At 51.3% G+C, this 16170-nt stretch carries 8 protein-coding genes, 2 tRNA genes, 3 rRNA genes and 1 pseudogene; all 14 read left to right on the plus strand.

Annotated features, from left to right (window positions below):
• Positions 1 to 10 precede the first annotated feature (10 nt).
• The 14 genes and pseudogenes from accC (at position 11) to VXJ35_RS07115 (ending at position 16071) form a co-directional block, all read left to right on the plus strand.
• Entirely contained in the window at positions 11 to 1354 is a 1344-nt protein-coding gene (gene accC / locus VXJ35_RS07050; RefSeq protein WP_064021031.1) for an acetyl-CoA carboxylase biotin carboxylase subunit, read from the plus strand.
• A gap of 54 nt (positions 1355 to 1408) precedes the next feature.
• A complete protein-coding gene (gene prmA, locus VXJ35_RS07055; protein ID WP_064021032.1) occupies positions 1409 to 2293 on the plus strand; it encodes a 50S ribosomal protein L11 methyltransferase in 885 nt (294 codons plus the stop codon).
• A gap of 3 nt (positions 2294 to 2296) precedes the next feature.
• Positions 2297 to 2935 (plus strand): zinc-ribbon and DUF3426 domain-containing protein, encoded by a 639-nt coding sequence (locus VXJ35_RS07060; protein ID WP_064021033.1) that lies wholly within the window; start codon positions 2297 to 2299, stop codon positions 2933 to 2935.
• Between the two features lie 6 nt (positions 2936 to 2941).
• On the plus strand, positions 2942 to 4138 hold the full coding sequence (locus VXJ35_RS07065) for a class I SAM-dependent rRNA methyltransferase (protein WP_064021034.1): 1197 nt from the start codon (positions 2942 to 2944) through the stop codon (positions 4136 to 4138).
• 177 nt (positions 4139 to 4315) lie between these two features.
• Positions 4316 to 4861, plus strand: a complete 546-nt coding sequence (locus VXJ35_RS07070) for a hypothetical protein (protein WP_054762864.1) — start codon at positions 4316 to 4318, stop codon at positions 4859 to 4861.
• A gap of 181 nt (positions 4862 to 5042) precedes the next feature.
• A complete protein-coding gene (gene xrtD / locus VXJ35_RS07075) occupies positions 5043 to 6650 on the plus strand; it encodes a VPLPA-CTERM-specific exosortase XrtD (RefSeq protein WP_064021035.1) in 1608 nt (535 codons plus the stop codon).
• 85 nt (positions 6651 to 6735) lie between these two features.
• Positions 6736 to 7857, plus strand: coding sequence for a GDP-mannose 4,6-dehydratase (gene gmd, locus VXJ35_RS07080; RefSeq protein WP_064021036.1), 1122 nt, complete (start codon positions 6736 to 6738; stop codon positions 7855 to 7857).
• A 3-nt stretch (positions 7858 to 7860) separates the two neighbouring features.
• On the plus strand, positions 7861 to 8835 hold the full coding sequence (locus tag VXJ35_RS07085; protein ID WP_375142676.1) for a GDP-L-fucose synthase family protein: 975 nt from the start codon (positions 7861 to 7863) through the stop codon (positions 8833 to 8835).
• Positions 8836 to 9300: 465 nt separating this feature from the next.
• Positions 9301 to 10836 (plus strand): 16S ribosomal RNA (locus VXJ35_RS07090).
• A 60-nt stretch (positions 10837 to 10896) separates the two neighbouring features.
• Positions 10897 to 10973 (plus strand) — tRNA-Ile (locus VXJ35_RS07095).
• A 110-nt stretch (positions 10974 to 11083) separates the two neighbouring features.
• Positions 11084 to 11159 (plus strand) — tRNA-Ala (locus tag VXJ35_RS07100).
• A 341-nt stretch (positions 11160 to 11500) separates the two neighbouring features.
• A 23S ribosomal RNA gene (locus VXJ35_RS07105) occupies positions 11501 to 14394 on the plus strand.
• A 194-nt stretch (positions 14395 to 14588) separates the two neighbouring features.
• Positions 14589 to 14704, plus strand: a 5S ribosomal RNA gene (rrf, locus tag VXJ35_RS07110).
• The 16S, 23S and 5S rRNA genes sit together here with 2 tRNA genes alongside, the layout of an rRNA operon.
• A gap of 123 nt (positions 14705 to 14827) precedes the next feature.
• Positions 14828 to 16071 (plus strand): annotated as a pseudogene (locus tag VXJ35_RS07115) (IS256 family transposase).
• Positions 16072 to 16170: the final 99 nt, after the last annotated feature.

A 16170-nucleotide genomic window follows, 5' to 3' on the forward strand; every position in this document is an offset into this window, starting at 1 on the left:
GGCTTGGCTTATGTTTGAAAAAATTGTTATCGCCAACCGCGGCGAGATTGCGCTGCGTATTTTGCGCGCCTGCCGCGAGCTGGGTATCAAAACCGTGGCCGTCTATTCTGAAGCCGACCGCGACTTGAAACATGTGCGATTGGCCGACGAAGCGGTTTGTATCGGTCCGGCGGCCTCATCCGGCAGCTACTTGAATATCCCGGCCATCATCAGTGCCGCCGAAGTCACCGATGCCGAAGCGATTCATCCCGGTTACGGTTTTTTGTCGGAGAACGCCGATTTCTCGGAAAAAGTCAGTCAAAGCGGATTCGTCTTCATCGGCCCGAAACCGGATACGATTCGAATGATGGGCGACAAAATTGCGGCGAAAAAAGCCATGTTGGCAGCTGGAATTCCTTGCGTGCCCGGTAACGGCGATCCGTTGAGCGACGACGATGAAGCCAATTTGAAATTGGCCAAGGAAATCGGTTATCCGGTCATTATCAAAGCCGCCGGCGGCGGCGGCGGCCGGGGCATGCGGACCGTGCATACCGAAAGCGTGTTGCTGAATGCGATAGCGATGACCAAGGCCGAAGCCGGCACCGCGTTCGGCAATAGCACTGTTTACATGGAAAAGTTTTTGGAAGACCCGCGGCATATCGAGTTTCAGGTACTGGCGGATTCTCACGGTAATGCAATCCACCTTGGAGAGCGCGATTGTTCGATGCAGCGCCGCCACCAGAAGGTGGTCGAAGAAGCACCGGCGCCGGGAATCACCGAAGAGCAGCGTAAGCAAATGGGCGAGCGTTGTGCCCAGGCATGCCGCGAAATCGGCTATTTGGGTGCCGGGACTTTCGAGTTTCTGTACGAGAAAGGCCAGTTTTATTTCATCGAGATGAATACTCGGGTGCAAGTCGAGCATCCGGTCACCGAGATGATTACCGGCTTCGATATCGTCAAGGAGCAGTTGCGCATAGCTGCCGGCGCAGCGTTATCGATTACTCAGGAGCAGGTCACCTTTACCGGACATGCTATCGAGTGCCGCTTGAACGCCGAAGATCCGAAAACCTTCATGCCCAGTCCCGGCCTGATCGAGCAGTTCCATATGCCGGGCGGGCCCGGCATTCGTTGCGAAACCCACATTTACAACGGCTATCGGGTGCCGCCGTATTACGACTCGATGATCGGTAAACTGATCGCGCACGGCGACGACAGGGCCAGTGCAATCGCCCGGATGAAAACGGCGCTGAGCGAAATGGTGATAGACGGCATCAAAACCAATATTCCGCTGCAGCAAAGCATCATGGCCGACGCGGCGTTCGCCCAGGGCGGGCAAAATATTCATTACTTGGAAAAAAAGCTGGGCATGCATTAGGCGCAAATCGGCCGAGGCGAGCTCACGCTCTTTTTTCTCCAGTCAGGGCTTGTTATGGCATGGCATCAGCTTTCCGTAGTCACCGACGAAACTACCGCTCCGGAAATTTCGGACTTCTTTTCCGAGTTGGGAGCGGTCTCGGTAACGTATAGCGATGCGGAGGACGAGCCGGTCTACGAGCCGGCTATCGACCAAACCAAGGTTTGGAACCGTACCCGCGTCACGGCGTTGTTCGAATTGGACACGGATCCGGATATCGTGCAGGCCTTGTTGTTCAATCAATTCATCGGCCAGCCTTTGCAGGAGTGGTCCGCCGAAGTGTTGCAGGACCAAGCCTGGGAAAGGGCTTGGATGGAACATTTTCAGCCGATGAAGTTCGGCGGCAAGCTATGGATTTGTCCCAGCGGACAGGAACGGGCGGAACCGGATACGGTATGCATGACATTGGATCCGGGCTTGGCTTTCGGAACCGGTACCCATCCGACCACTGCGCTATGTCTGGAATGGTTGGCCAGCCACGACGCCACCGGCAAAGTTTTGATCGATTTCGGCTGCGGTTCCGGCATATTGGCAGTTGCCGGCTTGTTGCTCGGCGCCGGATACGCCCACGCCATCGATATCGATCCGCAGGCACTGACTGCCAGCCGATACAATGCCGAAAAAAATGGGGTGCAAGAACGCATCAGTTATTACCTGCCAGAACAGTTCTCGGCCTTGGCCGCCGATGTGGTGCTCGCCAATATTCTGGCTAAACCCTTGATCGAATTGGCGCCGGCCATCGCCGAACTGGTCAAACCCGGCGGCAAGCTGGTTTTGTCTGGAATTTTGAACGAACAGGCCGCGGCTGTGGCCGACGCCTACCGTGCGCTCGGTCTGTCGGTGGCGGCTCCGGTGAGCCGGGAAGACTGGTGCCGGTTGGATGCGCTTAAGCCGGCCTGACGCATGTTCAGCCGTTGTCCGCATTGCGACGCCCGGCAGACAGTAACTGTCGGCCAGTTGCGTCGGCAACGCGGATTGCTGGCCTGCCGGGCCTGTGGCCAGCGTTTCGACGGTCTGGCAAGTTTAAGCGAAGATGGCAGCTTGGTTTCGGACTGCCCTTCCGAATCTGATGTGGGGATTGCCAAGCAAGATTGGCCAAGTTCCAGGTTTTGGGGTTGGGCTAGCGCAATGGCGTTCGCTGTACTGGTCGGGCAAGTTTTTTATTTCGAAGGCGAGGAGCTATACCGCTCGCCTAGTGTTGCCAAAAATTGGCAGCGACTGTGCCTAATGGTCGGCTGCCAGCCGCCCAGTTATCAAAACGCGCATGAGCTCTCGGTATCGCATGCCGATTTAACGCGGCAAGCCGATAGTAGTTACGTTTTTAGCGCGGCAATCACCAATCATGCCGCTTTCCCGCAGGCTGAAGCGGTGTTAAGGCTGACTCTGTTGGGATTTAACGGCCAAGCCATAGCGGAGCGGTTTTTTTCATTACCGCAACTGGCGGGGAGCGCTGTGCTGCAGCCGGACCAGACATTGCCGATTCGATTGCATATCGCCGCACCTGCGGCTCAGGTAGGCGGGTATGTTTTCCAGTTATCGTAAATAAGCATGAATTATCCCGAACTGTTTCTGAAAAAGAACGAAGACAAACGTTTGCGCCAAGGCCATTTATGGGTGTTCAGTAATGAGGTCGATTGCCGGCGTTCGCCGCTGGAGCGGTTTGCCCCGGGCGATTTGGCCACGCTGTGCGATGCCGACGCCAAGGTGATCGGCGTAGCCTACGTTAACCCCAACGCTTTGATCTGCTCGCGGTTGTTGACCCGTAAAAGCAATCTGAAAATCGGCGAGAGTTTTTTCAGAAGCCGGCTGAATCAGGCGCTGGGTTTACGCCAGCGCTTATTCGACAAGCCGTTTTACCGCTGGGTGTTTGGCGAAAGCGACGGCCTGCCGGGTTTGGTGGTAGACCGTTTCGGTGCGGTGTTGTCGGTACAGATCACGACGGCCGGCATGGAGCGGCATAAGGATTTATTGGTCAAGGTGCTATGCGAATTGGTGGAGCCGACTGCGGTATTGTTAAAAAACGATACCGGCCAACGCCAGCTCGAAAATTTGTCGTTGGTGCCGGAGTTGGTATTTGGCGAATTGCCGGAGCGTCTGGAGGTGGTAGAAAACGGTACCCGATTTTTGGTGAATATCGCCGAGGGCCAAAAGACGGGCTGGTTCTACGACCACCGGGAAAACCGGGCCAGGTTGGCAAAATTGGTACGTGGCATGCGGGTACTGGATTTATTTAGTTATGCCGGGGCTTGGGGTATCCCGGCTGCACTAGGCGGAGCGGCGGAAGTTTGCTGCGTCGATAGTTCCGAAAGTGCGTTGAGCCTGGCTCAAGCCAGCGCCGAGTTAAACGGCGTTGCCGGCACAATGCGGTTCGAACGTAGCGATGTATTCGAGTTTTTGAAACAGGCTCGGGAGCGGCGCGAGCAGTTCGACGTGGTCATATTGGACCCACCGGCGCTGATAAAGCGAAAAAAAGATTTCAAGTCCGGTTATGAAGCGTATCGGCGCTTGAACCATTTGGCGTTGCAGGTCTTGTCGAGCAGCGGTATTTTGGTTTCGGCATCCTGCTCGCACCATTTGAGCCGGGAAAATCTGCAGGAAATTTTACGCTCGTCGGCACGCCATATCGATCGCCATTTGCTGTTATTTGCCGGCGGCGGCCAGGGGCCGGACCATCCGATACATCCGGCAATGGCCGAAACCGAATACTTGAAAGCGTTCTTCTGCGCAGTTAGCCCAACTATCTGACCTCATGCCGATGCGAAATTACGGCTGCGATTTGTGCGGCCAGCCGGTATTGATTGCAGGATTTAAGTTGAGCACCGTGCAAGGCCCGAAAAAATTCTGTTGCGAAGGCTGTCGCAGCATTTTTCAATTGCTCAATGCCGAGCAAATAATAATAACGACATCAGAGGAGAAACAAACATGAACACCCAAGGGGGCGTAAAAGCCTGCGAATCGTGCACAGACCGCGTCAATATCGGATGCAATCATAAACGGATGCCGGTGCTGTCCAGGGCCGTCGGTTTATTGTTTATCTACTTGCCGATTCTGACTTTACCGTTTGTCATTACCAGCGCTTACCTGACTTACTTCAGTCTGAAATTGGTCGGCGCACAAAACGTCAAAACCTGGGGCGATTTTTTGCCGGCCAGATCCAGCCATCGTTACGACCTGAAAAGCCAAATTACGATGGACGGTTCGTTCAAGTTGAGTATGTCGCAATCCAAATTGTTTTGGATTTTAAATTGCACTTGGTATTGCCCTTACAGCGTCGGTTTGTTTGAATGGCATGCCTACATGGTAAAAGTGGTGGAGAATTGGTGGTGTCCGTTTACCCACGATCGTAAAAACAGTTACACCCAAGGCGCCATCGATCAGTCTTTTTGGCATATTTATCCGGAAGAGAAAGCCAAGTTGCACGAAGAAGATAAAAACAATCCGATTTTTACGGCAGATCCCGAAGCCTAATCGTCGCGCGATTGTCACAGAGCTTTAATCCGGTCCAGGGATAATGGCGGGTCGGGCGGGTGACTCAGTTCAGCAGTTTTCGGTAGTTGATCGGTATAGGGTGAGCAGCCCGGTTAAAGCATTAACCGCAAGTTCTTATTTATCACGGAATCTAAAATCCAATTCTTATTTTCGGCACGGAATGAATACAGAGAATACGAGAGCGGCCGTCATTTGGTCATTTTGGGGAGCAGCTTTCCTGCTGCTGTGTTTAGTTTTCCGGGATAGCTTGGCCGAAATGGTTGGGACCTGGATTGGTTTAGAGGAATACAGCCACGGCTTTTTTATCCCCTGCATCACGGTTTATCTGATCTGGATGCGGCGCAGCGAACTGAGTGTGGCGCCAAGTTTCAAGGAGTCGGTTCCCGGCTTGGTTATCATTGTTACCGGTCTGCTGATTTTTATCCTGGGCGGTCTGGCGACAATCAGGACGATGGAGCAATACGCGTTTTTGGTTGTATTGACCGGAATGTTTGCATGTGCATTCGGGCTGAAAGGTTTAAAGACCGCCTCTGTACCGTTATTGTTTTTGGTTTTCATGGTGCCTTTTCCGGCATTCATTCTGAATAACCTGTCATCGAAATTGCAGTTGATTTCGTCCTGGCTCGGTGTCGAATTTATCCGGGCTTGCGACATCATGGTCTACCTGGAAGGCAATGTCATCGATTTGGGCAACTATAAGTTGCAGGTGGTCGATGCCTGCAGCGGCCTGCGTTATTTGTTCCCTCTAGCGAGCTTGGCGTTCTTATGCGCTTATTTATTTAAAGGGCCGTTCTGGCAGAAGTTGTTGATCTTTTTGTCGGCCATGCCCTTGACCATCTTCATGAATAGCTTTCGCATCGGTGTGATCGGCGTGTTGGTCGACAATTGGGGGACCGAGATGGCGGAAGGTTTTCTCCACGATTTTGAGGGTTGGGCCGTATTTTTGCTATGTATGGCGCTATTGTTCATAGAAATGTGGATTTTCAGCCGGATCAGCGGTAGAAAGTTGGCATTTAGTGAATTGGTGCAAATTCCCGATGATTGGGGGCGCGCCCCGGTTACCGGGTTTTCCGCGGGGAGATTAAACCGCTCGGTATATGCCGTCTTAGTGTTGTTAATTGCAGGAGCCGGTGTTTCCGAAATGTCCAAGGGGCGTGAAGATGTAATACCGCAGCGCAAAGCCTTTTTAAATTTCCCGACCAAGCTGGGCAATTGGCAGGGACGTAACGACTATTTGAGCCAGTTCTATTTGAACGAATTGAAGTTGACCGATTACGTAATCGTCAATTTCAATCAGCCGGGTACCCAGAACGGCGTCAATTTTTACAGCGCCTATTATCAATCTCAGCGCAAAGGTGCTGCAGTACATTCGCCGCGCAGTTGTATTCCGGGCGACGGATGGCAGATTATCAGCTACGGCCAACAGGAGTTTCCTGAGTTTACGTTAGACGGCCATTCGCTTGAGCTGAACCGCGCCGTCATTCAAAAAGGCGAGAGCCGGCAATTGGTGTATTTCTGGTTTCAACAGCGCGGTAGAACGATAACCAATGAATACATGGTCAAATGGTACTTATTTTACGATGCTATTATGATGAATCGGACGGATGGCGCGTTGGTGCGTCTAGTCACGCCGGTCGATAAGTCTGAAGACATCGCGCTGGCTGATAAGCGCTTACAGAGTTTTTTGCGCGACTTATTGCCTGAATTAGGAAATTATTTGCCCGGGAAAACGATAGTTCCCGCGGGCAATGTTTTATCGGCAGGTTAACTGCGGGGATATTGACGGATCTGTTCAAGGCAACCGATCTTGAATCCAACTTTTCAAATTTTGTCCTACACAAAAGGAGCTTAAGGTGAGCACTAAAAAGGCATTGATCACAGGGATAACCGGCCAAGATGGATCGTATCTTGCTGAGTTTTTATTGGAAAAAGGTTACGAGGTGCACGGCATCAAGCGGCGCTCCTCGCTTTTTAATACCGAGCGTGTCGACCATATCTACCAAGATCCGCATATCAAAGATCCGCGGTTTTTTTTGCATTATGGGGATTTGACCGACAGCTCGAATTTGACTCGGATTCTCAGCGAGATCCGCCCGGACGAGGTTTATAACTTGGGCGCGATGAGCCATGTGGCGGTATCGTTCGAATCGCCCGAGTACACTGCCGATGTAGATGCGATAGGTACGCTACGGTTGTTGGAGGCTATCCGCTTTTTAGGGATGGAGAAGAGCACCCGGTTTTACCAAGCATCGACTTCCGAGCTGTATGGCTTGGTCCAAGAAATCCCGCAAAAAGAAACGACACCGTTTTATCCGCGCTCGCCTTATGCCGTAGCCAAACTATATGCGTACTGGATTACGGTCAATTACCGCGAAGCTTACGGCATGTATGCTTGCAACGGAATTTTGTTCAACCACGAATCGCCGCGCCGTGGCGAAACGTTTGTGACGCGTAAAATTACCCGCGGCCTGAGTAATATAGCGATCGGTCTGGACCAATGCCTTTACATGGGAAATATGGATTCATTGCGTGATTGGGGACATGCTAAAGATTATGTACGGATGCAATGGATGATGTTGCAACAGGAGCAACCTGAAGATTTCGTAATCGCTACCGGCGTGCAATATTCGGTGAGGCAGTTTATCGAAATGTCCGCCAAAGAATTGGGTGTGGCGATTCGCTGGGAAGGGCAGGGCGTGGACGAAAAAGGTTTTGTCGAGTCGATTACCGGTGACAAAGCTCCAGCGATGTCGGTGGGCCAGAATATTGTCGCGATTGATCCGCGATATTTTCGGCCAGCGGAAGTCGAGACCTTGCTTGGCGATCCGACCAATGCCAAAAACAAGTTAGGTTGGGTGCCGCAGATTACGTTGCAGGAAATGGTGGCGGAAATGGTGGCCTATGATTTGGAACAGGCGCAAAAGCATGCCTTATTGAAAAAGCAAGGGTACAGCGTAGCCGTCAGCAGGGAGTAGTTCATGATGGATAAAAATTCGAAAATTTACTTGGCAGGGCATCGTGGGATGGTCGGTTCGGCCATCCTCCGCCAGTTGTCGGATGCAGGTTACCAAAACGTTGTAGTGCGGACTCATGCTGAGTTGGATTTGACGGATCAAGCCGCCGTACGCCGGTTTTTGGATTCCGAAAAACCGGATTGGGTGATTTTGGCTGCCGCCAAGGTTGGCGGTATTCATGCTAACAACGAGTATCCGGCGGAGTTTATTTACCAAAATCTTATGATTGAGGCGAATGTTGTCCATGCTGCCTGGCTAGCGAATTGCCGTAAGCTGCTGTTTTTAGGTAGTTCGTGCATTTACCCGAAATTTGCGGAACAGCCCATGCGGGAGGAGGCGTTGTTGACCGGAATACTGGAGTCGACCAATGAGCCTTATGCGATTGCCAAAATTGCCGGTATCAAATTGTGCGAATCTTACAATCGCCAATACGGCGTCGATTACCGTTCGGTGATGCCGACGAACCTATATGGGGAGAACGATAATTTTCATTTAGAAAACAGTCATGTTATCCCGGCGCTGATCAGAAAATTTCACGATGCAAAGCTGAATAATTCCCCAGCAGTCGAGGTTTGGGGAACCGGCAACGCGATGCGAGAATTTTTGCATGTCGACGATATGGCGGCGGCTTGTATTCACGTCATGAGCCTATCCGATGCGGAATACAAGTCATGCACCGAACCCATGTTGTCACATTTGAATGTTGGTACTGGAATGGATGTAACTATTCGAGAGCTGGCAGAGACTATCGGTAGGGTTGTCGGTTATCAGGGCGAAATCAGTTGGAACACAAATAAGCCCGATGGCACGCCACGTAAGTTGATGGATGTGTCTAAGCTCAAATCCTTGGGATGGCAGCCCAAGATCGGTTTGGAAGAAGGTTTAAGTACTACCTATCAATGGTTTTTGGCACATCAGGGGCAGTTTAAGAGTCATTAGCAGTTATCGGCGCTCCTTAAATTTGTAAGCGGTTGCAAGAAAATGGTTGACACAGCAGTGAAGAGTGAATAGAATGAGCGGCTCTTCACTGCTGAGTTGTTTAGGGATTTGAAGTTTAAATTCTTTGAGTAGTGAGGGCGAGTGGTTTGCTGGTTGCTTTTGGTAGCGGCAAGTTACTTGCTGGTTTTGATTGGCTTCGGTTCTTGGGTTGGATTTTGAGAGTTGAAAGTCGGTTAAAAAAAGTGGTTGACATGATTTCTGATTGCTGTAGAATATGTCGGCTCAACAGGGCGAAATGTTCTGGCTCTTTAACAAACTGAATCGAAATAATTTGTGTGGGTATGTGTAGCGATACGTTTCTGTTAGAAACTATCGATACAGACCACGTCAATTTAAGCTTATAAATTACGTTCTGTAATCGAGTCAAGATTGGTCGCTAATCTTTCTTAGCGGCAAACCAAAATTAAACTGAAGAGTTTGATCATGGCTCAGATTGAACGCTGGCGGTATGCTTAACACATGCAAGTCGAACGCTGATAAGGTGCTTGCACCTTTGATGAGTGGCGGACGGGTGAGTAATGCATAGGAATCTGCCTATTAGTGGGGGACAACGTGGGGAAACTCACGCTAATACCGCATACGATCTACGGATGAAAGCAGGGGACCTTCGGGCCTTGCGCTAATAGATGAGCCTATGTCGGATTAGCTAGTTGGTGGGGTAAAGGCCTACCAAGGCGACGATCCGTAGCTGGTCTGAGAGGATGATCAGCCACACTGGGACTGAGACACGGCCCAGACTCCTACGGGAGGCAGCAGTGGGGAATATTGGACAATGGGCGAAAGCCTGATCCAGCAATACCGCGTGTGTGAAGAAGGCCTGAGGGTTGTAAAGCACTTTCAATGGGAAGGAACACCTATCGGTTAATACCCGGTAGACTGACATTACCCATACAAGAAGCACCGGCTAACTCCGTGCCAGCAGCCGCGGTAATACGGAGGGTGCAAGCGTTAATCGGAATTACTGGGCGTAAAGCGTGCGTAGGCGGTTGTTTAAGTCAGATGTGAAAGCCCTGGGCTTAACCTGGGAACTGCATTTGATACTGGGCAACTAGAGTTGAGTAGAGGGGAGTGGAATTTCAGGTGTAGCGGTGAAATGCGTAGAGATCTGAAGGAACACCAGTGGCGAAGGCGGCTCCCTGGACTCAAACTGACGCTGAGGTACGAAAGCGTGGGTAGCAAACAGGATTAGATACCCTGGTAGTCCACGCCGTAAACGATGTCAACTAACTGTTGGGTTCTTTAAGAACTTAGTAGTGGAGCTAACGTATTAAGTTGACCGCCTGGGGAGTACGGCCGCAAGGCTAAAACTCAAATGAATTGACGGGGGCCCGCACAAGCGGTGGAGCATGTGGTTTAATTCGATGCAACGCGAAGAACCTTACCTACCCTTGACATCCTCGGAACTTGTCAGAGATGACTTGGTGCCTTCGGGAACCGAGAGACAGGTGCTGCATGGCTGTCGTCAGCTCGTGTTGTGAAATGTTGGGTTAAGTCCCGTAACGAGCGCAACCCTTATCCTTAGTTGCCAGCGAGTAATGTCGGGAACTCTAGGGAGACTGCCGGTGATAAACCGGAGGAAGGTGGGGACGACGTCAAGTCATCATGGCCCTTATGGGTAGGGCTACACACGTGCTACAATGGCCGGTACAGAGGGCAGCGAAACCGTGAGGTCAAGCAAATCCCACAAAGCCGGTCCCAGTCCGGATTGCAGTCTGCAACTCGACTGCATGAAGTCGGAATCGCTAGTAATCGCGGATCAGAATGCCGCGGTGAATACGTTCCCGGGCCTTGTACACACCGCCCGTCACACCATGGGAGTGGGTTGCAAAAGAAGTAGGTAGTTTAACCTTCGGGAGGGCGCTTACCACTTTGTGATTCATGACTGGGGTGAAGTCGTAACAAGGTAGCCCTAGGGGAACCTGGGGCTGGATCACCTCCTTACAAAGACAGAACGCCGTTACACGTATCCACAACAAATTATTTCGATTGAAAGACGCACCTGGGTCTGTAGCTCAGTTGGTTAGAGCGCACCCCTGATAAGGGTGAGGTCGGAGGTTCAAATCCTCCCAGACCCACCAACGCGAAAAGCAAGACGAAAGCAGCAAGGCAACTGAACAAGCAAAAGACAGCCGTCGGATTGCTCCTGTGTTGATCTTGACGGTTTCGGCTTTAGTCTTTTGACTGTTTCGGGGCCATAGCTCAGCTGGGAGAGCGCCTGCCTTGCACGCAGGAGGTCGGGAGTTCGATCCTCCCTGGCTCCACCACTAGCCATAAGCAAACCAAGCGCCCGCGTCTGCCGTAGCCGTGAAGGCGATCAGCTCTATAACGTTTGACAACAGACTTTATAGAATTGGTCCTCGGATCAATACGCTCTTTAACAATATGGAAATCTGTAACCAAGTCTTGATCGGAAACGATCAAAACTGAAACGAGTTGCAGTTTATGAAAGGCAATTATCGAAAGATAAGCGCCGAAAGTAAACCGCGAATCGTTCTCAAGCAACATCAGCGAACATGTCAGCTGACAAATAACTTAAATAGTAAGCCTAACAAAGCCTAAGATGAAAATCGAAAGCTGAGTAAAAGCAGACGTATTCGGGTTATATGGTCAAGTGAATAAGCGCATACGGTGGATGCCTAGGCAGTAAGAGGCGATGAAAGACGTGGTAGCCTGCGAAAAGCTTCGGGGAGGCGGCAAACAGCCTGTGATCCGGAGATGTCTGAATGGGGAAACCCGGCGAGGATAACCTCGTCATCTTTGAGTGAATACATAGCTCACTGAAGCGAACCCGGAGAACTGAAACATCTAAGTACCCGGAGGAAAAGAAATCAACCGAGATTCCCTTAGTAGTGGCGAGCGAACGGGGACTAGCCCTTAAGTGTTGATGACGTTAGTGGAACGGTCTGGAAAGTCCGGCGATACAGGGTGATAGCCCCGTACACGAAAACGTCTTCAGCATGAAATCGAGTAGGTCGGCGCACGTGAAACGTTGACTGAATATGGGGGGACCATCCTCCAAGGCTAAATACTCCTTACTGACCGATAGTGAACCAGTACCGTGAGGGAAAGGCGAAAAGAACCGCGGAGAGCGGAGTGAAATAGAACCTGAAACCGTATGCGTACAAGCAGTAGGAGCCCCTTCGTGGGGTGACTGCGTACCTTTTGTATAATGGGTCAGCGACTTACATTTTGTGGCAAGCTTAACCGAATAGGGGAGGCGTAGGGAAACCGAGTCTTAATAGGGCGTTTAGTCGCAAGGTGTAGACCCGAAACCGGGCGATCTATCCATGACCAGGTTGAAGGTCAGGTAATACTGACTGGAGGACCGAACCCACTCCCGTTGAAAAGGTAGGGGATGAGTTGTGGATCGGAGTGAAAGGCTAATCAAGCTCGGAGATAGCTGGTTCTCCTCGAAAGCTATTTAGGTAGCGCCTCGTGTATCACTGCTGGGGGTAGAGCACTGTTTCGGCTAGGGGGTCATCCCGACTTACCAACCCGATGCAAACTCCGAATACCAGCAAGTGTCAGCACGGGAGACACACGGCGGGTGATAAGGTCCGTCGTGAAAAGGGAAACAGCCCAGACCGTCAGCTAAGGTCCCCAAATCTATGCTCAGTGGGAAACGATGTGGAAAGGCACAGACAGCCAGGAGGTTGGCTTAGAAGCAGCCACCCTTTAAAGAAAGCGTAATAGCTCACTGGTCGAGTCGGTCTGCGCGGAAGATTCACCGGGGCTAAGCATAGTACCGAAGCTACGGATTCACGCTTTGCGTGAGTGGTAGAGGAGCGTTCCGTACGCCTGCGAAGGTCGATTGAGAAGTCGGCTGGAGGTATCGGAAGTGCGAATGCTGACATAAGTAACGATAAAGGGGGTGAAAAACCCCCTCGCCGTAAACCCAAGGTTTCCTGCGCAACGTTAATCGACGCAGGGTTAGTCGGCACCTAAGGCGAGGCTGAAAAGCGTAGTCGATGGAAAACAGGTTAATATTCCTGTACCAGTATTAACTGCGATGGGGTGACGGAGAAGGCTATATCAGCGGTCGGTTGGAAGTGGCCGTTTAAGCAAGTAGGCAGGCATCTTAGGCAAATCCGGGGTGCTTTATGCTGAGATGTGATGACGAGTGTCTCGAAAGAAACGCGAAGTGATAGATGCCCTGCTTCCAAGAAAAACCTCTAAGCTTCAGGTTAATAGTGGCCGTACCCTAAACCGACACAGGTGGGTGGGATGAAAATTCTAAGGCGCTTGAGAGAACCCAGGTGAAGGAACTAGGCAAAATGATACCGTAACTTCGGGAGAAGGTATGCCCTTGGTACGTGTAAGCCCTCGCGGCTGAAGCGGAAGGGGGTTGCAAAAAATCGGTGGCTGCGACTGTTTAGCAAAAACATAGCACTCTGCAAACACGAAAGTGGACGTATAGGGTGTGACGCCTGCCCGGTGCTGGAAGGTTAATTGATGGGGTTATCTTCGGAGAAGCTCTTGATCGAAGCCCCAGTAAACGGCGGCCGTAACTATAACGGTCCTAAGGTAGCGAAATTCCTTGTCGGGTAAGTTCCGACCTGCACGAATGGCGTAACGATGGCCACACTGTCTCCACCTGGGACTCAGTGAAATTGAAATCGCTGTGAAGATGCAGTGTACCCGCGGCTAGACGGAAAGACCCCGTGCACCTTTACTATAGCTTGACACTGGACTTTGAACCTACTTGTGTAGGATAGGTGGGAGGCTGTGAAGCAGGAACGCCAGTTCTTGTGGAGCCATCCTTGAAATACCACCCTGGTATGTTTGGAGTTCTAACCTCGATCCATTATCTGGATTAGGGACAGTGTCTGGTGGGTAGTTTGACTGGGGCGGTCTCCTCCCAAAGAGTAACGGAGGAGCACGAAGGTACCCTCAGCCTGGTCGGAAATCAGGCAATGAGTGCAAAGGCATAAGGGTGCTTGACTGCGAGACGGACAAGTCGAGCAGGTACGAAAGTAGGTCTTAGTGATCCGGTGGTTCTGTATGGAAGGGCCATCGCTCAACGGATAAAAGGTACGCCGGGGATAACAGGCTGATACCGCCCAAGAGTTCATATCGACGGCGGTGTTTGGCACCTCGATGTCGGCTCATCACATCCTGGGGCTGAAGCAGGTCCCAAGGGTATGGCTGTTCGCCATTTAAAGTGGTACGCGAGCTGGGTTCAGAACGTCGTGAGACAGTTCGGTCCCTATCTGCCGTGGGCGTTTGAGATTTGAGGGAAGCTGCTTCTAGTACGAGAGGACCGAAGTGGACGAACCTCTGGTGTTCCGGTTGTCATGCCAATGGCATTGCCGGGTAGCCACGTTCGGACAGGATAACCGCTGAAAGCATCTAAGCGGGAAGCCCCTCCCAAGATGAGATCTCACTGGGACTATAAGTCCCCTGAAGGGCCGTTGGAGACGACGACGTTGATAGGCACGGTGTGGAAGTCCAGTAATGGGCGTAGCTAACGTGTACTAATTGCCCGTGAGGCTTGACCATATAACACCCAATGCGTTTGGGTTGTCACATGACAATCGCTGAGCCAAACCTGAGAACGATACAAATTCATACAGATTTCCATGAAAGCAGGTGAAAAGTACAAGGCACAACGTGTCAAACTACTTGAAATGTCTAGCAGAGACTAGATTAATCCCTGTGCATGACGGTTGGCTTAAACCAACCAAACCAGTTTGCTTGGTGAACATAGCAAGCGTGAACCACCCGATCCCATCCCGAACTCGGAAGTGAAACCGCTTAGCGCCGATGATAGTGTGGCAGGTTGCCATGTGAAAGTAGGTCATCGCCAAGCTCTTAAATATCAAGCCCGTCTAACCACGGGCTTTTTTTTGCCCCTCGCTTTGCCTCGAGGGTGTAAGAATTTTTGTGTAAACGGCCATTAGGCAGGAAACTGCCCTTACTTTGAGGAGTAACTATGACCTTACCAAAATCCATCCCAACCGAACTGATCGACAGCTTGCTGTCAGGCTATCAAAAACCCGAAGACCTGTTGGGTGAAAACGGTCTTCTGAAACAACTGACCAAGGCCCTGGTGGAGCGGGCTTTAGAAGCTGAAATGACCGAACATCTCGGTCATGGCAAGCATGAAGCTGTCGGCAATCCTACCGGCAACACCCGCAATGGCAAGAGCCGGAAAACCCTGAAAGGCGACTTTGGCGAGTTGCCGATTGAGATTCCTCGGGATCGTCATGGCCACTTTGAGCCGCAAATCATTGGCAAACACCAATCCCGTTGGACGGGCTTTGACGACAAGATCATTTCGCTCTATGCCCGAGGTCTGACGGTCAGGGAAATCCAGAGCCATCTGGAAGAACTGTATGGCACTGAAGTTTCACCCACCTTGATCTCCTCGGTGACAGATGGGGTGATAGAAGAAGTCAAAGCCTGGCAATTGCGGCCGCTTGATCCGGTTTACCCCATCGTTTATCTCGATTGTATCCACGTCAAAGTGCGCGATACCGGTGCCGTGCGCGTCAAGGCCGTTTATCTGGCCATTGGGATTAACCTGCAAGGAGAGAAGGAAGTGCTGGGCTTATGGATCGCCCAAACCGAAGGGGCCAAGTTTTACCCAAAGGGCATAAATGGTTACAAGTGGTCACTGACTTGAAGAATCGCGGTGTGCAAGACATCTTTATCGCCTGTGTCGATGGCTTGAAAGGCTTTCCCGAAGCGATTGAAACCGTCTATCCACAGGCTGCCGTCCAACTGTGCATCGTTCACTTGGTCCGCAACAGCCTGAACTATGTCAGTTGGAAAATGCGTAAACAGATCGCCGGCGATCTCAAGCGAATATACCAATCCGCCAGCGTCGTTGAAGCAGAGCAACGACTGGCTGAGTTCGAGACGCAGTGGAACGAGGCCTACCCACCGATTGGCCAGATTTGGAGACGGAATTGGGATAGGATTATCCCTTTTTTCGACTATCCAACTGAAATACGTCGCATCATTTACACGACCAATGCCATCGAGTCCGTGAATATGAGTCTGCGGAAAATCACCAAAAATCGCGGCTCATTTCCCAGTGATGAAGCCTTGTCGAAATTGTTCTATTTAGCCCTGATGAATATCAGTAAAAAATGGACAATGCCGTTGCATGACTGGAAAGCCGCTTTGAATCGGTTTAGCATTCAGTTTGAAGACAGGATGCCCAATCGATAATTAAATCCCGTTTACACAAAATTCAGGACACCCTCTTTGCCTCCTTCATAACGCCCCAACAACGCGCCTCCCGCCGGCAAACCACGCCAACATAGCCAC

It is taken from the genome of Methylomonas sp. DH-1, from assembly GCF_046097555.1.
GTDB classification, from domain to species: domain Bacteria; phylum Pseudomonadota; class Gammaproteobacteria; order Methylococcales; family Methylomonadaceae; genus Methylomonas; species Methylomonas koyamae.